The following is a 23,574-nucleotide window of genomic DNA, read 5'->3' as shown; positions in this document are numbered from 1 at the left end:
TTAAACAAAAAGGTATAATAATATGAACGATAACATAATAGATGTCCATTCTACATTAGAAAAAGTTGGCATTACAAATGATCCTGTATTATTGAAAAATTTAACATCAGAATTGGGAATGAAAGCATCTCATTCTAGAAACAGAATTATTCTGTACATAGCATCAAACCCAAAAGAATACTTTACAGCAAAAGAAGTTTATAACAAGCTTATAAAAGAAATTCCAAGCCTATCAAAAGCAACAGTATATAACACGCTAAACATTCTAAAAGAAAGAAATATCCTAAGAGATATAAAAACTACTGATCAAAAAGAAACAAAATTTTATCTAAGCTTGGCTTCCACAATAGCTCACTTTAAATGTAATAAATGCAATCAAGTCCATCCTATTCAACTTGACGATATTAAAGATATTTTGAAAGACAAGCTTGGGGAAAACTGGGAAACAAAATCTATTGAAATAATTTACTCAGGACATTGCAATAATTGTTATAAAAAAGGTACCCATAACAATAATGACATAGACAGCAAGGGAATCACTGTATGAATATAAAAAATATCATTTTTATAATTATATTTTTATTGCTTTTAATATTAGTTAGTCCAAGGATAAAATTTAAAAATGAATTTTCAAAAAAAACAATTCCTAAAAACATAGAAGAAATTGATAATTACCTATTAAAAGAAGAATTACAATTTAGTTTAGAAAAAAATACAAAAAAAGAAATACTCTGGTATAAAGAAGCACAAAAAACAAAATATTCTGTAGTCTATATTCATGGATTTGGAGCATCAAAAAATGAAATTTATCCGGTTCCAAATAATATTGCAAAAGCTCTTAATGCAAATATTTTTTTTACAAGATTAAAAGGACACGGGATTAACAATAAAAATGCATTTCGGGGAATAACTATCCAAGATTGGCTGAGAGACATTGATGAAGCTATCAAAATTGGCAAACTAATAGGTGATAAATTAATACTAATTGGGACCTCTAATGGAGGTGCTGCCAGCATCTGGGCCTTAGCAAACTATCCAGATGAAATAAACTCAGCAGTATTAATTTCCCCTAATATATTCCCTTATGACAAGAGAACAAGCATAGTTTACTATCCCTGGGGACGACAAATTGCACATATTATAACAGGCGGTTACCATAAATTCGAAACAACAGAGAGTAAACGAAAAGAACACATAGCTATAAAAAGCTATTTTTCAAGAATACAACATGTAGACGCAATTATTGCGATGATGGGACTTGTTAAATTATTAAATTCATATAATTTCGATGAAATCAAAACACCTTTAATAATTACCCACACACCTAATGATCATACAGTAGACCCAATAAAAATAAACGAATTCATAAAAAATTATGGGGGTGAAAAAAAAGATATCCCCATTATACTTCTTGAAAATTCACATGCACATGTACCCATTGGAAACCAAAGCTACAAAAGCGCCCAAAACACATCATACTTTACAAAGTATGCGGTTGATTTCATAAACAATATTAATAAGCAATAGCCTTTAAAGGCTATTGCTTATTAAAAAAATCAATTATCTAGTAATTCTTCTATTTCATTCTTAAGAACACTAACGCCTGGTCCGTAAACTACTTGAACCCCATTACCTTTAATAATTACCCCTTTAGCGCCAGTTTTTTTTAAAATTTTTTCAGAAACTTTAAGAGCATCTCTTACTGTAATCCTTAGCCTGGTTGCACAACAATCAAGTTCAACAATATTTGAAGCCCCACCAAGCCCAATAACAACTTTAGTAGCATAATTTTTTTCAAATTCACTATTCTTAGAATTTGAAAAATCTTTAGAATTTAAATCTTGCGTTCTACCAGGAGTTTTAAAATCAAACTTATTTATTAAAAATAAAAAAGTAAAGTAATAAAGGAAAAACCAAACAATACCTACAGCTGGCACCAAAAGCCAATTGGTTTTTGAATTTCCCTGCAAAATACCAAAAAGAAGAAAATCAATAAACCCTCCAGAAAACGTTTGCCCTATTGTAATTTGAAGAATGTGCGCCAACATGAAAGCACCCCCATCAAATGTAGCATGAACAACATAAAGAATAGGAGCTACAAAAAGAAAAGAAAATTCAAGGGGTTCTGTTATACCCGTTAAAAACGAGGTTAGAGCTGAGGACATTAAAAGACCAAAAATTTTTGTTCGCTCCTCACGCTTTGCAGTGTAATATAGTGCAAGTGCGGCTCCGGGTAAACCAAACATCATAGTAATAAATCGCCCACTCATAAAACGACTAGTTCCAATAAAAAATCTATTTGTACCTTGAGCAGCAAGTTCTGCAAAGAAAATATTCTGAGTCCCTTCAATCAACTTTCCATCAATAATAACAGATCCCCCAAGGCCTGTTGTCCAAAATGGCAAATAAAATATATGATGAAGCCCAAAAGGTCCAAGCATTCTTAAAGAAATTCCATAAATAAACGTTCCAATATACCCGGTTGAATCTACTAGGCCTCCTACTTTATTAATTCCATTTTGTACAAATGGCCAAAAAATAAACATAATTACAGCAAGAAAAATACTAGAAAAAGAAACAACAATTGGCACAAATCTAGATCCTGAAAAAAATCCAAGAACCTTGGGTAAATCTACCCTGTTAAACCTATTATGAAGATAATAAGTTAAAATACCAACTGTAATCCCACCAAAAACTCCTGTTTCTAAAGTCTTAATTCCAAGAATCAAACCCACAGAACCGCTAGAGAAAGACTCTGCTTTGCCTGACATATCAATTAAAACTCCAATAGTAGCATTCATTACAAGGTAACCAATAAATGCTGCAATTCCAGCTGTACCTTTATCCGACTTGGCAAGTCCAACAGCAATCCCAATAGAAAATATTGGCGCCAAATTTGAAAAAATAATAGAACCTGATGCGCTCATTATTTTGAAAACTGACTGCAAGAAAAATATATCTAAAAAAGAATACGCCTTAACAGTTTCTGGATTAGAAAGAGAACCTCCAATTCCTAAAAGCAAGCCTGCTGCTGGCAAAATAGCAATGGGAAGCATGAAAGAACGACCAAATTTTTGAGCTTGTTCAAAACCCTTTACCATAAAAACCTCCTAAAATAAATAATAAATTAACTTTATAAGCTTAAAATCATCTTTTAACCTGATTTATTTTCTCTACAAATTTTTTAGTAATCTCAACAGGCCTTGTAATGGCTCCCCCTACAACTATTAAATCAACCCCCATTTTAAAACATTTTTGAGCCTTTAAAGGGGTGTCTATTTTTCCTTCCACTATTAAGGTGGCTTTCAATTTAGAATTAATCAAGGTCTTTAAAAAATGAAAATCATTGTCTGCAATATTCAAACCATTAGTACTTTTTGTATATCCATACAAAGTTGTTCCAATAAAATCAAACCCCAATTTATCGGCATTAATAGCCTCATCTAAAGAAGAAATATCTGCCATCAAGCACTGATTTGGATATTTTTTTTTAATCTTTTCAAAAAAATCATTGAGTAATACGTCATTAGGTCTATTCCTAAAAGTGGCATCAAGAGCAATTATATCTACCCCTTCATTACAAAGCTCATCAATCTCTTTCATAGTAGGAGTAATAAAAACATCACAATTATTATAATTTTTTTTAATAATGCCTATTATTGGCAAATCAACTTCCAACTTAATCTGGCTAATGTCATTAACTCCATTAGCTCTTATTCCAACAGCTCCACCCATTTTAGCTGCTAACGCCATCTTGGACATAATAAAACTACTGTGTAAAGGCTCGTCCTCAAGAGCCTGACAAGATACTATTAATCCGCTTTTGATTTTTACAATAATAACCAAACCTCCTATGAAATTTATTTTTTAAAAAAATAAAAACTTAAATTACAGGTTATATTCTTTCTTTAAAAAAAACAATTCTTTTAAAGAAATTTGACTTAAGTTAACAACATTAAAAACAAAAATAAAATAATTTATTATTCAATAAAGATTAAGCTATAATTTAGGCATGATAAATAAAATTAACTGGTTTCCTGGTCACATGAAAAGAGCCTTAAATCTTATAAAGAATAATTTACAAAAAACCAATATTGTGTTAGAAATACTTGACGCGAGAGCTCCATTTAGTAGTAAAAACCCATTAACCGAAAAAATTATTAAAAATCAAACCAAAATAATTCTTTTACACAAATCCGATATTGCTCAAACAACTGAAATTATAAAATGGAAAAAATATTTTGAAAATCTTGGCAATACTGTAATAATAAGCAATATTTACAAAAAAGGAATGCGCAAGCAAATAATTGATATTATTAAAAAAATAACCGTTGTTAAAAAAATAAAAAACTATAAAGAAAAAATAAAAGTTTTGATTATTGGAGTTCCAAATGTTGGAAAATCTTCAATAATAAATCTACTATCTGGGAAAAAGAGTGCCAAAGTTGCCAATAAACCTGGATATACTAAAAATATACAAATAGTAAAAATAAATGAAGAAATCAATCTTTTTGATATGCCAGGAATTTTATGGCATAATCTAGTAGACCAATCTATTGCAAAAAAACTTGCAATATTAGATATGATTAAAAATGAAATAGTAGACAATATAGACCTTGCATTATATTTACTTGAAATAATGGATCAAAATAATAAAAACATTTTACTAAAAAAATACAAAATAATATATCATAAAAATTCACTTGATATTCTACAAAATTTTGCAAAAGCAAGAAAATTAATCCATAAAAAAAATGAGATTGACCTTGAGAAAGCATCAAAAATATTAATTAAAGAATTCAGAGAAGGTAAATTTGGGAAAATAATTCTTGACAAGAATTATAATACCTTTTAAAAAAGCCATTTACATAAATAATAATATTAAGTATAATCTTGATCTGTATTAATACAGCCACAAGGAGGTTAGAATTAGTTGGATAACTATATCCTAGAGATTAAAAATCTAAGTCATTATTATGATAACAATGGAAACAAAACTTTAGATAACATAAATTTAAAAATTAAAAAAAATGAGTTTATTACATTATTAGGCCCATCCGGATGTGGAAAAACAACATTAATAAAAATATTGGGTGGTTTTTTAAATCAAAAAAATGGAGAAATTTATTTCTTTTCTAAAGAAATATCTAAAACTAACCCAAATAAAAGAGAAATTAATACTGTATTTCAAAATTATGCACTTTTCCCGCATATGAATGTTTTTGACAATATTTCATTTGGACTTAGAATGAAAAAAACACCAAAAGATACAATAAAAGAAAAAGTAAAAACATCTCTTTCGTTAATAGGAATGCCAAAATATGCATACAGAAATATTAACGAACTATCAGGGGGACAAAAACAAAGGGTTGCAATAGCAAGAGCAATAGTAATGGAGCCTAAGCTTCTATTATTAGATGAGCCACTTTCTGCTCTTGATTTAAAAATGCGACAAGAAATGCAAAAAGAATTAAAAAAAATACAACGCCAACTTGGAATTACATTCATATATGTTACTCATGATCAAGAAGAAGCATTGACAATGAGCGATAGAATTGTTGTAATGAATGAAGGAATAATCCTGCAAGTAGGAACACCTGAGGAGATTTACAATGAGCCTAAAACAAAATTTGTAGCCGATTTTATTGGAGAAAGTAATATCTTTGATGGAACATACAAAAAGGAGCTAGTTGTAAGTTTACTAGGGCATGAATTTGAATGCCTTGACAAAGGATTTAGAGCTGAAGAAGCAGTTGACCTTGTAATACGCCCAGAAGATATAAAGCTACTTCCAAAAGGAAGTGGGCATTTAAGCGGAACGATAACATCTGCAATTTTTCAAGGAGTTCATTACGAAATGACTCTAGAAATTCAAAAAACAACTTGGATAGTTCAAAGCACAAGACTTACAAAAGTTGGAGAAGAAGTTGACATATTCTTAGAGCCTGACGATATTCATGTTATGCATAAGGAATAATGGTTGTGAAAAAATTAATATTAATTGTATACTCTATATTCCTATTAACATTTAGTATTCTTCCCTTACTAATAATATTATTGCTGGGATTTTTAAATGAAAAACATGAATTTACAATCTATAATTTTATTGGGCTTTTAAATTCAAGTTATCTTAGTATCTTTTCAAGGAGTCTAAAACTAGCAACAATAGCAACAATTTTCTGCATTTTAATAGGCTATCCTGCCGCCTGGCTAATTTCATTATCAAAAAAAAGTGCTCAAAACAAATTAATAATAATGATAATACTTCCCATGTGGATAAATACATTACTTAGAACTTATGCATGGATGAGAATACTTGGAAAAAACGGATTTATCAACAACTTATTTGAAAAGATTGGAATTGGAAATTTGGATCTTCTTTACAACGAACAGGCTGTTACAATAGGCATGGTATACAATTTTCTGCCTTTCATGATCTTGCCAATATATACAGGATTTTTAAAAATTAAGTCAGAATACATTGAGGCAGCACAAGATCTTGGAGCAAGAATATGGCAAATACTAATTTATATAAAAATACCCCTAACGCTCTCTTATCTGGCAACAGGAATAATTATGGTCTTTATTCCTTCAGTTACTGTTTTTGTCATTTCAGATTTGCTAGGAGGCTCTAAGCAAATTTTAATAGGAAATCTAATAAGCAAACAGTTTCTCTTCATGGAAGACTGGAATACTGGAGCTGCAATTTCATTTATTTTAATGTTAGTAATATTAATTTTTAATTTAATAATAATAAAATTAATGCGAAAAAATGATGGAGAGTAAAATATGTTTAGGGTTTTTAAAAACATTTTCTTATTTCTAATACTCAGCTTTATTTACCTCCCAATAATAATCTTAATAATTTACTCTTTTAACTCTGGTGACAGTGGATTTATATGGCAAGGACTTAGTCTAAAATGGTATAAAGAAATTTTTGCCTCAAGTCAAATCAAATCAGCAATATTTAACACCATTTTAATAGCTACAATCTCATCTTTGACCTCTGTTGTTATTGGAATTATTGGTGCTTACGCAATCTACAAAACAGAAAACAAAAAATTAAAAACAATACTATTATCAGCAAATAAAATAACAATAATTAATCCAGACATCGTAACAGGAATAAGCTTAATGACATTTTATTCTACGATAAAAATGCAATTGGGATTTTCCACAATGCTAATATCACACATAATTTTTTCAACACCATACGTAGTAATAATAATTTTACCCAAATTATATTCTCTTCCCAACAATATTATTGATGCTGCCAAAGATCTTGGAGCCTCAGAAATTCAGATATTCTTCAATATAATTTATCCAGAAATCGTTGGAAACATAGCAACCGGGGCTCTTATTGCCTTTACATTATCAATAGATGATTTTTTGATATCATTTTTCACCACTGGACAAGGATTTAATAATTTAGCTATTTTAATAAACTCACTAACAAAAAGAGGCATCAAACCTGTAATAAATGCTATTTCTGCTATATTGTTTTTTGCAATATTGAGCCTTTTATTTATTATTAATAAATTTATAGGAATTAAAAAATTAACAACAGATGCTGAGATTTAAAATAAAAAAAGGAGAACTTATGAAAAAAATTTTTATGTTAATAACAATTCTTACAACTTTTGCGTGCACCAAAAAAGACGCAATAACTTTAAACGTATTTAATTGGGCAGAATATATTGACAATACTTTATTAGATCAATTTGAAAAAGAAAATAATATAAAAATTAATTATGAAACCTTTCATAACAATGAAGAAATGATGGCTAAATTTAACAACACAAAAAACTACTACGATATAATAGTTCCATCAGAATATTTAATCCAAGAATTAATAGATGAAAGCAAAATTGAAAAATTAGATTACTCAAAATTGCCGAATGTAACAAAAAATATTTCTCAATATCTTACAAACCTAGAACATGATCCTGGCAATCTTTATTCAGTGCCAGCCTACTGGGGATTAATGGGCATACTTTACAATAAAACCAAAATAGATTTAAATGACATGAGAGGTTTTGACATACTCTTTAATAAGAAATATAAAAAAGAAATTACAATGCTAGATTCTCCTAAAGACAATATTGGAGTTGCCCTTAAAAAACTTGGATACTCAATAAATGAACATGATATAGATAAAATCAAAGAAGCCGGCAAACTTTTAAAAATCCAAAATCCACTATTAATAGGATATTTCTCAGATGTGCCTGCAAAATCATTAATGCTAAATGGAGAAGCATCTATTCAACTTACATGGAGTGGTGAAGCACAAAACGCTATGCTAAAAGATAAAAATCTAGATTTTTATGCGCCAGAAAACACCAATTTATGGATAGATGTATTTGTAATTCCTATTGATGCTCCAAATAAAAACCTAGCTTATAAATTTATAAACTTTCTATACGACAATGAACCATCTTATAAAAATTTCAAAGAAACTAGATATAACTCTCCAAATAAAAATGTAATAAAAAGAATCGAAGAAGAAGCAAAAAATAATCCTGAAATGAAATTGTATTTAGAAGAAAAATTTTTACCAAAAGATTTTTCCAAATTTGAAATTTTTAAAAAAATACCTAAAAAAATAAAAGAGGAGATGCTTGAAATATATTTAAATATATCTTCTTAAATATTTAAATACAAAAAAATCTTAAAAGCTTTTAAAATGGAAGCTTTTAAGATTTTTGGCTGTTCCTTAAAAAGGATCTAAATACTAATCTTATATCAAGTCCAATTATAGACAAAATAATCAATAAGAACAAAAACCCTTGATAAATTAAAAATGGAAAAATGTCAAAAGGAGAAAGCTTACCTTTTGTAAAATCTATAAGAGCTATAACATGCATACTATAAGGCAAAATACTTAAAAAAAAGCAGGAAGACATACAAAGTAAAGCTGCAATACGCCTTGAGTTTAAATTATTCTCTTTAGCTATTGATCTTACAACAGAACCGCTCATCAAAATAGCAAGTCCATTGTTTGCAAGAAACGCGGTCAAAATGCCAACTAAAAACACAATTACAAATTCTGAGGTTCTTTTAGACTTTGACATTTTTTGCAATTTTAACAGTAACCAATCAAACCCGCCATACTTAATTGCCATATAAGAAGCTCCTCCCGTAAAAACAACAAGAATAAACATTTCCCCTAAGCCTAAAAATCCTTCATTGATTTTTTTAGCCAGCAATAAGAAAGTAATATCTGAGTAATAAATTCCAATAATACCAGCAACAACAATACCTAAAAACAAGGCCAAAAATACATCAAAGCCCGAAATTGCAACAACCATAACAAAAATATATGGAGCAATTTTAAAAAAATTTATCTCACCGGGCTCAATAATATAACCATCAGTCTTGCCATAAGAAGAGCCTAAAAACGCAAAAACAATGCTTGCTAAAATTGCTGCTGGGAACGTATAAAAAGCTCCATTTTTGAAAACATCTATAATATTAACCTTTTGAGTATTACTTGCAATAATAGGGGTATCTGATATTAAAGACATATTGTCTCCAAATGCTCCGGCACTAAGAATAGCTCCTGCAACCAATGGAAGAGAAATGTTTACCTTATCTGCAAGTTCCAAAGCAATAGGAGCAACGGCAACAACAGTCCCCATAAAACTTCCAGTAGAAAAAGATAAAAAAAGGGTAATTAAAAAAATACCACATACTAACAAATTCAATGGAACATACTTAAGACCAATATTTACTACAGCCTCAACACTTCCTATTTCTTTGCAAACAGCAGAGAAAGCACCAGACAACATAAATATTAAAGATATAAAAATAACATCTTGTTGAGCGCACCCTTCAATAAATTTATTCATTTTTGATAAAAAAGATCCCTTAAAAACAATAAATGTTAAAACAATAGCAATAAACATAGCAAATATGGGGGGCATTTGATAAAATGCCCTTTCTACATCATTAAAATAAAGAACAAGTCCTGTGCCAATATAAACCCCTATAAAAATAAAAAAAGGCGTAAGTCCCCAAAAATTTGGAACTATATCGGGTTTTCTTTCCAATTTCAAACCTCCCAAATCATATAATACAATTTAAAACAATTTATTCTAAATAAAATAAATAAAAATTAAACAGGTCAAATCTTAAAATTTTTAAAATTTTTATTTTTTTAAAAAAAATAAAAAAAGTTTTTTTATATCAATTCCCAAAATAGATAAAATCACAAAAAATAATAAAAATCCAAAATAAACTAAAAATGGTAAAACACTAATTGGCGATACAAGTCCATTTGAAAAGCCTACTAAAATAATCATTTGAGCACCATAAGGAATAATGCCTTGAAAAATACAAGAGAACATATCTAAAATAGAAGCACTTCTTTGAAAGCTAATGTTATTTTCAAAAGCTATCCTTTTTGCTACTTTGCCGCAAATAAGTATGGCAATTGTGTTATTAGCAAGAAAAACGTCAACTATTGAAACAAAAGCTCCAATAGAAAATTCGGCTGAACTTTTTCCTCTAATTAAAGATTTAAATTTAATAAGCAACCATTTAAAGCCTCCATTATGGATAGTAGCAAAAGAAACTCCCCCTGTTAAAATTGAGAGAAAAATTAAATCTGCCATATTTAAAAACCCTTTATTAATGTTTTTCATTACATCTAGAAAACATAAATCACTATACAAAACACTAATAAGGCATATCGAAAAAATGCCCAAAAAAAGAACTAAAAAAACATTCGTTCTAGCCAAAGAAAAAAATATAATTATTAAATAAGGAACGGTTTTCACTAAATCTATTGAACTTTCATATAAAAAGTTTGTAGTATTAAACAAATTTCCAGAAAGAAAGAAAAAAGAAAAAAAAGTTAGTATAGCAGATGGAAAAGCATAAAAACTGCTACTAATAAAAACATCTAAGATGCTACTACCTTGAGTTCGACTAGAAACAATAGTTGTATCTGATATTAAAGAAAGATTATCTCCAAACATAGCCCCACACATTACAGATGCTGCTATTAAATTTGGATTAATATTGCTTTTAAAGGCAATATTAAAAGCAATAGGAGCAATTGCAACAATAGATCCAACAGAGGTACCTGCAGCAAAAGAGAGAAAGCAAGTTATCAAAAATATACCAGAAACAATCCAATTGGGATTAATATATTTAATCCCCAAATTTGCTACAGCTTCAACACAGCCTATTTCTTTACAAAGAGAAGAGAAAGCCCCAGAAAGCATAAAAATAAGACACATTAGCATAATATCGTACTGAGCGGCTCCTTTAATAAATATATGAATTTTATCGGAAAATTTTCCTTTAAACACTAAAAAACAAACAATAGAAGCAAAAAACATTGCAACACTAGCCGGCAACTGATAAAAGGCCATTTCTATACCTAGAGCCCCTAAATAAATTCCTGTGCCTAAATACATAATAATAAAAACGAAAAAAGGAATAAGCCCAAAAAAATTTGCCTGACCCCTTACTTCAATATTTTCCATATACATCCTTTTAAATATAAGTACTTTTTTTAAAAAAAGATTGTTTATATTTTTTTAATGATACTGTAAATTATTAATTCTCGCATAAATTTGAAATCAATTCAATATCAAAAATCACCAATTCTCTTGAGATATTTAAAAAATAAAATTTATCAAAAACCTACTAGTAAGTCACAAAAAATAAAAACCTGAAAACTTTAAATTACAAATAAGGTAGGCATAAAAATGAATAGAGAAGGAAACTATATAAAAATTAAATTTTACGCCAAAAATGATCTTTTTCTAAAATAGAATCTATCTCTTTTGGACCCTCAGATCCATAAAAATAATTACAAATTTTAATATCCGTCCATTTGTTTGCAATATCTGAAACAAATTCCCAAGAACTCTCTATCTCATCACTTGTAGCATACAAAGTGCCATCCCCTAAAAAAGCGTCTAACAATAGCCGCTCATAAGCCTCATCGAATAATCTTTTAAATGTCCCATGATATGAAAATTCCATATTAGCAGTTTGGATTTCATAATTATATCCGGGTTTCTTTGTATTGAACTTAATTTCAATTCCATCTCGTGGCTGAATCCTAAATATTAAAGCATTAGAAAAATCAACAGAACTATTGCTAAAAAGAGTAAAGCTTGGTTTTTTAAATTGAATATATATTTCTGAAAATTTCCTAGCAAGACCCTTACCAGTTCTAAGATAAAAAGGAACACCAGACCAACGCCAATTATTAATAAACACTTTCATAGCCAAATAAGTTTCAGTACTTGAATTTCCCAAAGATTCTGTTTCATCTTTATAGCCTTTTTTAAAAACCCCTTGAACTTGTGAACCTATATATTGCCCCTTAATAATACAATTTTTAATATCCTTTTTGCTAATTTTTCTCAAACTTTTTAAAACTTTTACTTTCTCGTCATGAATAAACTCAGAATCAAATTTAATAGGAGATTCCATTGCAACAAGACTTAGCAATTGTAAAATATGATTTTGAACCATATCCTTCAAAGCTCCAACAGAATCGTAATATTCAGCTCTTCCATCAAGACCTAATTCTTCTGCCACTGTAATCTGAACAAAATCTACATAACGATTGTTCCAAATATTTTCAAAAATAGAATTTCCAAATCTAAATGTAAAAATATTTTGAACTGTCTCTTTACCTAAATAATGATCTATTCTATAAATTTGATCTTCTCTAAAAGCAGAATAAAGTAAACTATTTAATTTTTTTGCCGTCTCAAGGCTAGAACCAAAAGGCTTTTCAAGAACTATTTTTGACAAAGTCAATCTTTCACTTAAAAAATACTTTTTCAAATGATCAATTATTCGTTCATAAAATGTAGGAGACGTCGAAAGATAATATATTGTCTCTCGTCTTTTATCTAAAAATTTAAATAATTTCTTATAAGACTCCTTTTCATTAAAATCACCAGATACATAAATAAAGAAATTTAAAAAAATTTCAATCAAAGAATCAGTCTCTTCCTGCCATAAAGAATCTTTAATATATAATCTAAACTCTTTATCTGTAAAAATTTTACGAGAAAAACCAATAACTCTAAAATTACTAATACATTTATTTTTAAACAAATTAAAAAGGGAAGGAATAAGTTTTTTTCTAGACAAATTCCCAGTAACTCCAAAAATTACAATATCAAAATTAGAAGCACTTTTTTCTTTCATAGACTTTAGTCCAATCTGGTCAATTTATTTATTATATATTGCAAAATATATATATTCATAAATACTAACAAATAAAAATTAAGCAAAATTAAGCTCAAATTAAATATCATTTTTTTACAAACAAAACTAGTATATAATAAGGAGAATGAAAAATCTATCACTATTTACAGATTTTTATGAAATTTCAATGATGAATGCTTATTTTACAAAAGGTATTAATCCTAAAGCAAAATTTGAAGTATTTTTTAGAAAAACCCCATTTAAAAATGGGTATATTGTTTTGGCTGGAATCCATACATTAATTAATGAATTAAAAAATATTCGTTTTAATAAAAACGAACTAATATATTTAAAAAGCTTAAATATATTAGATGAGCAGTTTTTAAACTTTCTCAAAGAATTCAAACTAAACATAAAAATAAGCTCAATAGAAGAAGGTCGCCTGGTTTTCCCCTATGTACCAGTAGCTGTGATTGAAGGGCGTCTAATAGAATTACTATTAATCGAAGGACTAGTTTTAAATATAATAAACTTTGAAAGTTTAATAGCAACAAAAACCGCCAGAATAAAAGAATCTGGTGCAAAAATTTTAGCAGAACTTGGATTAAGAAGAGCTCAAGGAATAAATGGAGCTCTATCTGCCAGCAAGGCTGCCTACATAGGGGGAGCAGACTTTACCAGCAATATGCTTGCTGGATATAAGTACAATATACCCGTTACAGGAACAATGGCTCATAGTTGGGTAATGAGTTTTGAAAGCGAAGAACAAGCATTCAGAGAATATGCAAAAACATACCCAAACAAAGTGAGCTTACTAATTGATACTTACGACACGCTTAACAGCGGATTAAAAAATGCCATTAAAATATTTAAGGAGTTAAAACAAGAGGAAAAAAATAATTTTTCAATAAGAATTGACAGTGGGGATCTTGAGTATCTAAGTAAGGCAGCAAGAAAAGAATTAAATCAAAATGGATTAAATCACGTAAAAATTATCGCATCTAATGAACTTGACGAAAATATTATTATGTACTTAAATTCAATAAATGCTCCAATTGATATTTGGGGCGTTGGAACAAATTTAGTTACAGCAAAAGGAGATCCAAATCTTTCAGGAGTATATAAAATGATTTCTATAGAAAAAAATGGAAAATTTATACCAAAAATAAAAATATCAAATAACACAGAAAAATCGACATTACCTGCCCAAAAAGAAGTTGCAAGAATCTATTTAAATGGTCAGATGATCTTTGATTTCCTATTTTTAAAAGAAGAAAAAGATAAAATCAAAGATCATCTAACCTCAAGAAAAGAGTTTGCCATTTTTCATCCAATACAAGACAACGTTTTCAAAGTCATTAAACAATATGACGATTTTGAATTTTTGATTCACACTGTCTTAGAAAATGGAAAATTTCACAAAGGCTATGAACCTAGCTTAAGCAATATTAGAAATAAAACCAAGCTTGACTTAAGCAAGCTTGAACATACTTACAGAAGAATCATTAACCCTCACATATATAAAGTGAGTATTAGTAAAAACTTAAGAAAGTTAAAAAACAAACTCATAAAAGATAATAAAAGTAATTAATCTGTGAATATATATAAAACTAACAAAGTAAGTAAAATTTATAATAAAATCAAAGAATTGACCCAAAACGACAATATCTTTAAAAAAGAAACACTAATTATAGTAAAAAATGATCTTTTAAAAGAAGAAATTAAAAAAACTATAGCAAGGCTAAATGGAATTTCTTACAATTTAAATATTAAAAAAAATGCTATAAAAAGCATATATGAAATTTCTTTAAAAAATCCCAATATAAAAAAATATATAGAAAAAAACACTTTTTCATTTTATTTGGAAACAGAAAAATTCATTTTATATAACATATTGAAAACTGAGAAACTCAAATACATAAAAGATTTCAAATCAACAAAGAATAGATACTTTTTTGCATCAAAAATAATAGATTTATTCCACCATTATTACTCAAAATTTTCAAAATTAATCGAAACCTGGCAAGACAATGGATTTTTATTTCAAGAAGAGAATTTAAAACCCTACGAGAATATGCAAAAAGAACTATTTAAAAAACTATTTGAAAAGCAAAAAAATATTTTAAACTTACATAAAAAAATAATTCAGGAAAAACCAACAAAAAATATAAAAATTGAAATTAAAAAAATAATATTTATTGGCAATAATAGAGAAATTGAGAAAAAAATTCTCAACTCTTTAGAAAAAATTTTTGATTTTGAAGTGCATGTGTTAATTTTTAAAGATTTGTTCAACTATAAATCTACTCTTATTAAAGAATTATTGTTAACAAAAACAAAGATTAACCCAATTCAATATCAAGCTATAGAAAAAGAAGATATTGAGTTGTTTAAAGGTAAAAATTTTTTAACAAGCATTAAAAATAACATCATAGCAGAAACCCCAATTTCAAAATTAGACGATAGCTTTAAAATAATAGAAGCTAAAAATCAAAAACGTGAAGCAGAAATTTTGGTAAATCAAATAGTACACTCAATGCAAAAAAATAACCTAAAATTAAGCGAAATAGCAATAACTTGTTTACAAGAAAAATTTAATGAATATTTGCCATATATAGAAGAATGCCTAAATAAATATGAAATTGAATACAGCGTTCTATCTTATAACAATCTATCAATAGGAGAGAGTATATTAGCCTTAAAAAGGCTAATGGATCTTTTTATATCAAAAAACGAAACAATTAGCGATTTCAGCAGAAAAGAAGTATTCAACCTACTAAGTAACAACAAAGTAATGAAAAAATTTAATATATCAGCATCTGAATTAAACTATTTAATAGAATTTAGCGATGCAATGAACATTAGTTTTGGTGTAAACAACACCCACAAAGAAAATTTAAAATATGATCAAAACTTTTTAAACTCATGGGAAGACGGATTTAATCGATTTTTAATGTCTGAAATATTCGATGAAAAATACGAAGAAGAAATTCAAAAAGAAAGCATAAGGTTTCAAGATCAAGAATCAATAATAAAACTTATAACAATAGTAAAAAGCTTGTATGAAGATATAAACTATTTTAAAAATAAAGCATATAAAGTATATGAATGGGCAGAAATAATAGAAATTTTTATTCAAAAATATATTGATCTTGAAGAATTTAATACAACTGATGAATATTTAAAAAATAAAATAAAATCCTTTAAAAATTTCCCCAAAGATTTTAATGACAATCTTCACAAAAACTATTTAAAAGAAATTAATGAAATCAAAATTGAATTTTATCTTTTTAAAATTATGCTTGAAGAAAGCCTTGAAAAAGAAAAATATGGGGTAATGTATAAAAAAAATGGAATATTGATTGCAAATTTTAAAGAAATAGAATATCTTCAAAAAAAAGAAATTCATTTTTTAGGATTTCATAAATTCAACTCTAAGATAAGTTATGATAATATGAATTTATTAAATGAATACTACGAATACGAGAACACTGAAAAAGAAGCAATCTCGGCTCTTTTTAATTTAATTTTTGCAACATCAGAAAAATTTTACCTTTACTACTCATTACAAGACAATCTGAACCTAGAAATTAATATATCAAAAACAATAAACAAAATTCTTGATCACATACAAAAATATGAAAAAAATTTTCAAATAGAAAAGCATCCAAATGAAAACCATGACCTAGCATATTTTAAAGATGTAAAAGAAAATTATTTGATAAACTATGATTTAGAAGCCTTTAATATTGCAAAAATACTACAAAATTCCAAACCAATTAGGTTTAAGCAAAATAAAATTCAACTAGAAAGTCCAATTAAGCTAAATTTATATGAACTAAAAACTGCCCTTTCTAATCCTTACAAACATTTTTATGAAAAGACTTTAAACGTGAAAATACAAGACATAAGATTAGAAAATGAAATCAAAGAAAAACAAGAAGAACAAATTTTCAGTGTTATTGAGATTATTTACAGACTTATAAAAAATTCAACACTACTGCATGAATATATAATGGGGAAAAAAGATGATGGGGATAAAACAATAGAAATTATTAAAAACCATATTAGATATGAAATACAGCAAGGAACTATTCCTTTAAATATAGATCAAAAAACGCTTGTAAATGCTATCTTCAAAAGAATAAATAAATTAAAATTTAATACTACTAAAAGCTTAAAAAACCTTTCAATAATGATAAAAACCAAAATTAAATTTTGTCAAACAATAAAACTAAGTTTTCAAAAAAAAAATATAGAATTTGAATTAAAAAAAGATATTGAAAATCTATATAAAATCGAAAACGATTATTTTCATTTAAATTTCGTAAAAATAGACTATTCCAGCATCCAAGATAAAATAAAAAATGAAATAGATTTATATATAACAGGACTACTAATAAAAAAAGAAATACAAAATTTCAATTCACTAACAGAAGTAAAAATTGATCTTGAAAACTTATCTGCAAAAACAACTATTTATTATCACCACAAAGAAATAATAATTGATGACATTGAAAATATACTTATGCAATTTGCATACATATCAAGCTATCCAACTCCAATTTACCAAAGCTTAATAATTAAAATTTTAACAAAAACAAATCAAAACAATTTTTCAAGTTGTTTTGAGGATTTCATAAAAATGCAAATAAAAAACCCTTCCAAAGCTTATTTTACAAGCAAAGCACATGAGAGATTCTTAAAAACTAGCGAAATAACACTATGTGATTACTACAATAGATTTAAAGACACTCATGATTTCAAGCTAGACAAAAATTTATTAATATTGATAGAAAAATTTTATATTAAATTTGCAAGGACAAAAAACTAAAATTCATGGACCAAATCATAGAAAAAGTTCAAAATAACGCAACAATATTAATAGAAGCATCAGCGGGCACTGGTAAAACTCATATACTTGAAAACGTAGTTATAAATTTAATAAAAACTAAACTATATTCTATAAATGAAATCTTGGTATTGACTTTTACAAAAAAAGCCACAGAAGAAATGCACACAAGAATACTAAAAGCAACAGAAACTGCTTATTTTAGCTCAAAAACAAATGAAATTTTAAAAGAAGCTTATGAACAATCAAAAAAACTCTTTATATCAACAATTAATAAATTTGCATTACATGCCTTAAATAATTTTCAAATCGAAATAGAAAATTATTCCAAATACAAACCTAAAGAAAAATTTTCAAAAGAAATAGATGAAATAGTTTATAGCTTTTTAAGAAAATCAGATAGCTTGATTCAAGATCTTGATATTAAAGACTATGAACTTAAAGTATTTAAATCTGCTGCTAAAAAAACTGAAGAAATTGTTTTAAAAATAAAAAAAGCTTACGAAAGAGACACAACTCAAGAACTAGGAGATTGGCTTAAAACTCAAACATCATTTGAAAACATTCTTCTCAAAAAAGAAGAATTAATCAAAGATTACAACAAAATAATAGAAGAATTAGACAAAATGACAACAGATGAAAGATTGAGTTTTTATAATAAACATATTCAAACTGGTAAACTTGAAATAGAATATTATAAAGAAACCGACATATTCAAAATAGCAGAAATATTATTAAAAAATAAATTTTTTTCAACTCTAATAGAAAAAGAAACTAAAAAAAATACTAAATTATCGCCCAAAGAACTTCAAATTAAAAATGACTTAATCCGTTTGGGGATTAACATTAAACATGAAAAATACAAATCAGAAGACAATAGAAATAAAAATAGAAATAATTTAAAGCAATATGTTATTTTAAAAGTTGAATACAAAATACTAAAATATATAGAAAAAGAACTAGAGAAAATTATTAAATCAACAAACACAATAGATCAAAATTACATAATTTCAAATTTAAAAAATTACTTAAAATCAGAAGACAAAAAGCTTCTAAATGCAATAAAAAATCGATATAAAATCATTTTAATTGATGAAGCACAAGACTTAAGCTTAACACAAATTGAGATATTCAAAATATTAAAAACAGCAGGAATAAAATTGATATTTATAGCTGACCCCAAGCAGATAATATATTCCTTTAGAAAAGCAGACATTTCTTTTTATAACAAAGAAATAAAAAATAAAATTAATACAGATGCTAGAATTGTACTAAAAATAAACCACAGGTCAAGTAAAAAACTTATCGAACCTTTGAATAAAATTTTTAATAATATATACAATAATACAATAGTCGATGAAATTGAAAAAATTGAATTTACCAATTCACTTCCAAATCCAAAAAATGACAATAATAAAATTTTCATCAACGGACAAGAAACAGAAGGAATCAATATAATAACCACAAATACCGAAAACGAAGAAGACATTTACCAAAAAACAGCATTAATAATAAAATATTTACTTACATATGGAAAAATTGCTGAGAACAGCAAGATTAGAAATATTAAAATGCAAGACATTAAAGTACTTTGTAGAGGAAAAAATGAAATCGATTTAATAGACAAAGCATTAAAAAAAGAACAAATCCAAACAAACAAAACTCAAGAAAAATTTTTAAAAACCAAAGAATTTAGCGAAATTTTTTATATTCTCAAGTGTTTAGACCGAAAACAAAATTTTAAAACCTTAAATTATATTCTAAACAGTACAATATTAAATGTCCCATGGAATTTACAAAGAATTTTAATCAAACAAGACAAAATTAACCTTATAGAAGAATTTATTGAAAATATAATAGTTTTGCTTGAAAAAAATGAAATTGCATTAATAAATGCAATTAACAAAATCACATTAGAAAAAAACTTGTGGATCAAAATTGCAAATAGCACCAAAGATCAAAAAATTATTGAATGGGCAAAAAATAAAATAAATTACAAAGGTCTTCTTATTAAAGAAGGTAAGCTTGAAAATTTAAAAACCTATGAAACAATACTCGAGATTGTCTCTAAAATATATTATAAAGAACAAAATATACAGTCTCTAATTTCTACTTTAGAAAATCTAATAATAAACGAAGAGCCTGAAGAAATAGAAGAAAGGGTTAATAATATAAACAACGATAATGAATCTATAGAGCTTATGACAATACACAAATCAAAAGGGCTTAGCATGAATATTGTATTCTTAATAAATACCTCTCCAATAGAAAATAGCAATTTTTCAAAAAAAAATCATTTTTACAAATTTTATAAAGATGGAAACATTGAATATGATTTTTTTAAATTGGAAGAAAACAAAAAATATGCAAGACTAAAAATACTAAGTGAAGAAAAAAATATATTTTATGTGGGAGCAACAAGAGCCAAATCTTCTCTATTCATTACAAAAACAAATAGCATAACTAGCAAATTATTAGAAATGGCAAAAATTTTTACTATCGATGGTATAAAATATGACTTTAATATATATGAATTTATTAACCAAAAGAAATTCAATAAAAAAAAGAACAATGCAAATATTAATACAAAATTAATTCCACCAAAATCAATAACTAAAAACATGTTTAAAAAAGAACATACATCTAGTTTTTCAAGTTTAACAGCACAAGCTCATCACACAACATTTTACGAAAACTATGATTTTGAAAATACCGACTACGAAAGAGAAACAGACCTTGATTACGACATTACATTAGAAGAGACTCTGCCTAAAGGAAAAGATAGCGGAAACATTTTGCATGCTGCAATGGAGGAAATAATCTTTAGTACAGCAAAAGATACATTTGATAACTTTAAGAAGAATAACATTGAAATTATTAAAAACCAAATACAAAAAATTAACTCAAATCTCAATACAATAGAAATACAAAATTCACTAACTAAAATGATTTATAATATACTAACTTATAATATAAGAGCAATTAATATCCGTTTGTGTGATATTGAAGAATTACAAAAAGAAATGGAATTTTTAATCAAAATAAATCCTAAATTTCAAAAACAAAAACATCTTTTTGAAAACCAATTTGAAGATCTTTGCATAAAACTAAATGATGGATATTTAAAAGGAATAGTAGATCTCATATTTAAAGCTAATAATAAAATATATATCCTGGATTACAAAACAAACTATCTTGGAAAAGATAACGACGACTATAATATAACAAATTTAGAAAATATAATAAAAAAAGAATATTATGATTTTCAATATAAAATATATGCACTGGGAATAAGAAAAATATTATTTAAAACCCAAAAAGAATATAATCAAAAATTTGGCGGAATAATATATCTTTTTACAAGAGCATTTAAAGACAATATTAAATGCTTGCAATCAAAATTTGAAAATGGCATTTATTTTGATCTTCCAAAATTTAATGACGTAGATTTAGATAAAATTATCTTAGAATTAAGTATTAAAATGCAATTATGAGAGATTTTTTAGTACTAAGAGAGTTTTTAAAAGATAAAAACAAAAAATTCTTAACCCCAGAACTTAAGCTTTATGAAATAATTGAACTTTTAAATATCAATAAAAAAAATTTTTATAAAGCACAAATGCTTACAAAATCTATAAACAATGAAAATATTTTAATATTTTTAATATTTTTATTTAACTACTTTGACAAAGGTCACTTAAGAGCTGATATAAATCTATTATCAAAAGATATTCAAAATACAATAACATTCGCAAAAGACAATCTAGAAAAAAGCAATAAAGGCTATAACAAATTAATAAAAATACTAAAAAGACTAGAAATATTTGAAAATCTAGAGACTATTAATAATATAGTCTCCCTTTTAAAGAAAAATAATATACTAATGGAATTTAACAAACTTAAAATTACAACTCCCCTAATCCTAGAAAACAATATCTACATTTATACTCAAAAAAACTACAGAGAAGAAGAAGAGTTAATAAAACAAATTATAAAAAGATTAGAAAATCATAAAAGTGAATTAAATGACAACGAAATACAAAATATAATATCAAATTTGGACACTAATAATTTAAACAAAGAGCAAATTACATCGGTGAGAAAGGCACTAAAAAGCAACTTCTTTCTATTAAGCGGAGGCCCTGGAACAGGCAAAACTACAACTATTAACTATATCTTAAAGGCAATTAATAAAATATTAAACAATAAAAAAAAAAGATTAGTAGCTATTACAGCACCTACAGGAAAAGCTAGCTTAAGGCTACAAACAAGTATCGACTATTCATTCAAAAATTTAGAAATAGAATGCAATACAATCCAAAAAATATTGGGAATCAAATTTATAAACAAAAAAAATCTATATGATGAAGAAAATCAACTAAATTTTGACGTAATAATAATTGACGAAGCCTCAATGGTAGATGCATATACCTTTTTAAAGCTATTAAAAGCAACTCCAATAACTACTAAATTAATAATGGTAGGAGACAAAAATCAGCTCCCATCAGTAAATGAAGGAAATGTATATTCAAGTATTCTAGGAGTCAAAAAAATAAATAATGATAATATAGAGGATCTTAAAGAAAATTTCAGAAGCAACAAAGAAATAAACTTGCTATCAAAAGCCATATACAAAGAAGATAGCGCTTTGATTTGTAAATACATTAATAACAATAAAAATATTCAATTAAAAGAAATAGAAAAAATAAACTTAAAAAAAGATCTAATAGAATATACAAACAATTTATATAAAAAAATAACCACTTTTAATCTTAAATTACTACAAGAATCAAAAATTGAAAAAATACTTGAAACTTTACTTGAAAATATAATTTTAAGTTCAAAAAATTTTGGAAAATTTGGAACTAAAAAATTAAATGAAATAATAAAAAATTACCTAAAAAAAACCTATGGAAATCTTATTGGTCAAATAATAATGATAACTAAAACTGACTATAAAAACAAATTATTTAATGGAGAACGGGGTATCATTTTTAATGAAAATTCTAAATTTTATGCTTTATTCCAAAGAAAAAATGAAAAATATAAAAAAATAAATTTAGATTTACTAACAAATTATGAATTCAGCTTTGCCACAACAATACACAAAAGTCAAGGATCTGAATACAAGCATATAAAGGTAATATTAGAAAATAACCCCTTTTTGACAAAAGAACTTATGTATACTGCAATAACAAGAGCTAAAGATAGTTTAGAAATAATTTCTAACAAAGAGACTATTCTTAAACTGAGCAAAAAATCTAGCAAAAGAGATTCAAAAATACTAGAACACTTAAACTCATTTAAAGAAATTGACAAATAAATTAAAAACCACTATAATCTTAAAAAGTATGATTTTGGGGGCGTAGTTCAGGTGGTTAGAACGCCTGCCTGTCACGCAGGAGGTCGCGGGTTCGAGACCCGTCGCTCCCGATAGCAACTTTTAAAAGTTATTATATCAACAGTTTTTTTTAAAGAATCTATTACTAACTTAGAGCGTTTTGAATAATAAAAAATTACAAATGTTTAATTTAAAAGTT

At 26.7% G+C, this 23,574-nt stretch carries 16 protein-coding genes and 1 tRNA gene; 12 read left to right on the top strand and 5 right to left on the bottom strand.

Annotated elements, in window-relative coordinates:
• Positions 1 to 22: 22 nt before the first annotated feature.
• Positions 23 to 547 carry a transcriptional repressor gene (locus tag QIA31_RS03795; protein ID WP_301394310.1) on the top strand — a complete coding sequence of 175 codons (525 nt, stop codon included), beginning with the start codon at positions 23 to 25 and terminating at the stop codon, positions 545 to 547.
• Entirely contained in the window at positions 544 to 1,527 is a 984-nt protein-coding gene (locus tag QIA31_RS03790; RefSeq protein WP_301394309.1) for an alpha/beta hydrolase, read from the top strand. Before QIA31_RS03795 ends, QIA31_RS03790 begins: the two co-directional genes overlap by 4 nt.
• A gap of 29 nt (positions 1,528 to 1,556) precedes the next feature.
• Here the strand turns inward: QIA31_RS03790 and QIA31_RS03785 are convergent, their stop codons facing one another.
• Together QIA31_RS03785 and QIA31_RS03780 are read right to left on the bottom strand one after the other, a co-directional pair.
• Positions 1,557 to 3,101, bottom strand: coding sequence for a maltose/glucose-specific PTS transporter subunit IIC (locus QIA31_RS03785; protein ID WP_301394308.1), 1,545 nt, complete (start codon positions 3,099 to 3,101; stop codon positions 1,557 to 1,559).
• Positions 3,102 to 3,147: 46 nt separating this feature from the next.
• A complete protein-coding gene (locus QIA31_RS03780; protein ID WP_301394307.1) occupies positions 3,148 to 3,846 on the bottom strand; it encodes an N-acetylmannosamine-6-phosphate 2-epimerase in 699 nt (232 codons plus the stop codon).
• 166 nt (positions 3,847 to 4,012) lie between these two features.
• On the opposite strand from QIA31_RS03780, the gene ylqF reads away from it, so the two are divergent.
• The 5 genes from ylqF to QIA31_RS03755 all read left to right on the top strand — a co-directional run bounded on the left by ylqF (position 4,013) and on the right by QIA31_RS03755 (position 8,647).
• Positions 4,013 to 4,855 (top strand): ribosome biogenesis GTPase YlqF, encoded by an 843-nt coding sequence (gene ylqF / locus QIA31_RS03775; RefSeq protein ID WP_301394306.1) that lies wholly within the window; start codon positions 4,013 to 4,015, stop codon positions 4,853 to 4,855.
• 78 nt (positions 4,856 to 4,933) lie between these two features.
• Positions 4,934 to 5,977: an ABC transporter ATP-binding protein gene (locus QIA31_RS03770; RefSeq protein WP_301385789.1), complete on the top strand. Its 1,044-nt coding sequence runs from the start codon at positions 4,934 to 4,936 to the stop codon at positions 5,975 to 5,977.
• Between the two features lie 5 nt (positions 5,978 to 5,982).
• Positions 5,983 to 6,786, top strand: coding sequence for an ABC transporter permease (locus tag QIA31_RS03765; protein WP_301385788.1), 804 nt, complete (start codon positions 5,983 to 5,985; stop codon positions 6,784 to 6,786).
• Positions 6,787 to 6,789: 3 nt separating this feature from the next.
• Entirely contained in the window at positions 6,790 to 7,581 is a 792-nt protein-coding gene (locus QIA31_RS03760; RefSeq protein WP_301385787.1) for an ABC transporter permease, read from the top strand.
• A gap of 19 nt (positions 7,582 to 7,600) precedes the next feature.
• Positions 7,601 to 8,647, top strand: coding sequence for an ABC transporter substrate-binding protein (locus tag QIA31_RS03755; RefSeq protein WP_301394305.1), 1,047 nt, complete (start codon positions 7,601 to 7,603; stop codon positions 8,645 to 8,647).
• Between the two features lie 46 nt (positions 8,648 to 8,693).
• Here QIA31_RS03755 and QIA31_RS03750 read toward each other — a convergent pair whose 3' ends face one another.
• The 3 genes from QIA31_RS03750 to zwf form a co-directional block, all read right to left on the bottom strand.
• Positions 8,694 to 10,049 carry a Na+/H+ antiporter NhaC family protein gene (locus QIA31_RS03750; RefSeq protein ID WP_301394304.1) on the bottom strand — a complete coding sequence of 452 codons (1,356 nt, stop codon included), beginning with the start codon at positions 10,047 to 10,049 and terminating at the stop codon, positions 8,694 to 8,696.
• Positions 10,050 to 10,148: 99 nt separating this feature from the next.
• A complete protein-coding gene (locus tag QIA31_RS03745) occupies positions 10,149 to 11,492 on the bottom strand; it encodes a Na+/H+ antiporter NhaC family protein (RefSeq protein ID WP_301394303.1) in 1,344 nt (447 codons plus the stop codon).
• A gap of 253 nt (positions 11,493 to 11,745) precedes the next feature.
• A complete protein-coding gene (gene zwf / locus QIA31_RS03740) occupies positions 11,746 to 13,182 on the bottom strand; it encodes a glucose-6-phosphate dehydrogenase (RefSeq protein WP_301394302.1) in 1,437 nt (478 codons plus the stop codon).
• A 145-nt stretch (positions 13,183 to 13,327) separates the two neighbouring features.
• Here zwf and QIA31_RS03735 point away from each other — a divergent pair, with 145 nt between their 5' ends.
• From QIA31_RS03735 to QIA31_RS03715, 5 genes are all read left to right on the top strand, one after another.
• Entirely contained in the window at positions 13,328 to 14,773 is a 1,446-nt protein-coding gene (locus tag QIA31_RS03735; protein ID WP_301394301.1) for a nicotinate phosphoribosyltransferase, read from the top strand.
• Between the two features lie 3 nt (positions 14,774 to 14,776).
• On the top strand, positions 14,777 to 18,016 hold the full coding sequence (locus QIA31_RS03730) for a PD-(D/E)XK nuclease family protein (protein WP_301394300.1): 3,240 nt from the start codon (positions 14,777 to 14,779) through the stop codon (positions 18,014 to 18,016).
• A gap of 5 nt (positions 18,017 to 18,021) precedes the next feature.
• Positions 18,022 to 21,528 (top strand): exodeoxyribonuclease V subunit beta, encoded by a 3,507-nt coding sequence (gene recB, locus QIA31_RS03725; RefSeq protein ID WP_301394299.1) that lies wholly within the window; start codon positions 18,022 to 18,024, stop codon positions 21,526 to 21,528.
• Positions 21,525 to 23,357, top strand: coding sequence for an exodeoxyribonuclease V subunit alpha (recD, locus tag QIA31_RS03720; RefSeq protein ID WP_301394298.1), 1,833 nt, complete (start codon positions 21,525 to 21,527; stop codon positions 23,355 to 23,357). The genes recB and recD overlap by 4 nt, the downstream gene beginning before the upstream one ends.
• 36 nt (positions 23,358 to 23,393) lie before the next feature.
• Positions 23,394 to 23,467, top strand: a tRNA-Asp gene (locus tag QIA31_RS03715).
• The last annotated feature ends 107 nt before the right edge of the window (positions 23,468 to 23,574 follow it).

Origin of the sequence: [Borrelia] turdi (assembly GCF_030439285.2) — a bacterium.
Classification (GTDB): domain Bacteria; phylum Spirochaetota; class Spirochaetia; order Borreliales; family Borreliaceae; genus Borreliella; species Borreliella turdi.
Note: the sequence above shows the minus strand (reverse complement) of the source record. Positions and strands in the feature narration are given on the sequence as shown.

Coding starts and splice junctions, on each gene's coding strand:
- QIA31_RS03795 (WP_301394310.1), top strand. CDS start 23: ATGAACGATAACATAATAGATGTCCATTCTACATTAGAAAAAGTTGGC.
- QIA31_RS03755 (WP_301394305.1), top strand. CDS start 7,601: ATGAAAAAAATTTTTATGTTAATAACAATTCTTACAACTTTTGCGTGC.
- QIA31_RS03745 (WP_301394303.1), bottom strand. CDS start 11,492: ATGGAAAATATTGAAGTAAGGGGTCAGGCAAATTTTTTTGGGCTTATT.
- QIA31_RS03760 (WP_301385787.1), top strand. CDS start 6,790: ATGTTTAGGGTTTTTAAAAACATTTTCTTATTTCTAATACTCAGCTTT.
- zwf (WP_301394302.1), bottom strand. CDS start 13,182: ATGAAAGAAAAAAGTGCTTCTAATTTTGATATTGTAATTTTTGGAGTT.
- QIA31_RS03790 (WP_301394309.1), top strand. CDS start 544: ATGAATATAAAAAATATCATTTTTATAATTATATTTTTATTGCTTTTA.
- ylqF (WP_301394306.1), top strand. CDS start 4,013: ATGATAAATAAAATTAACTGGTTTCCTGGTCACATGAAAAGAGCCTTA.
- QIA31_RS03785 (WP_301394308.1), bottom strand. CDS start 3,101: ATGGTAAAGGGTTTTGAACAAGCTCAAAAATTTGGTCGTTCTTTCATG.
- QIA31_RS03735 (WP_301394301.1), top strand. CDS start 13,328: ATGAAAAATCTATCACTATTTACAGATTTTTATGAAATTTCAATGATG.
- recB (WP_301394299.1), top strand. CDS start 18,022: ATGGACCAAATCATAGAAAAAGTTCAAAATAACGCAACAATATTAATA.
- recD (WP_301394298.1), top strand. CDS start 21,525: ATGAGAGATTTTTTAGTACTAAGAGAGTTTTTAAAAGATAAAAACAAA.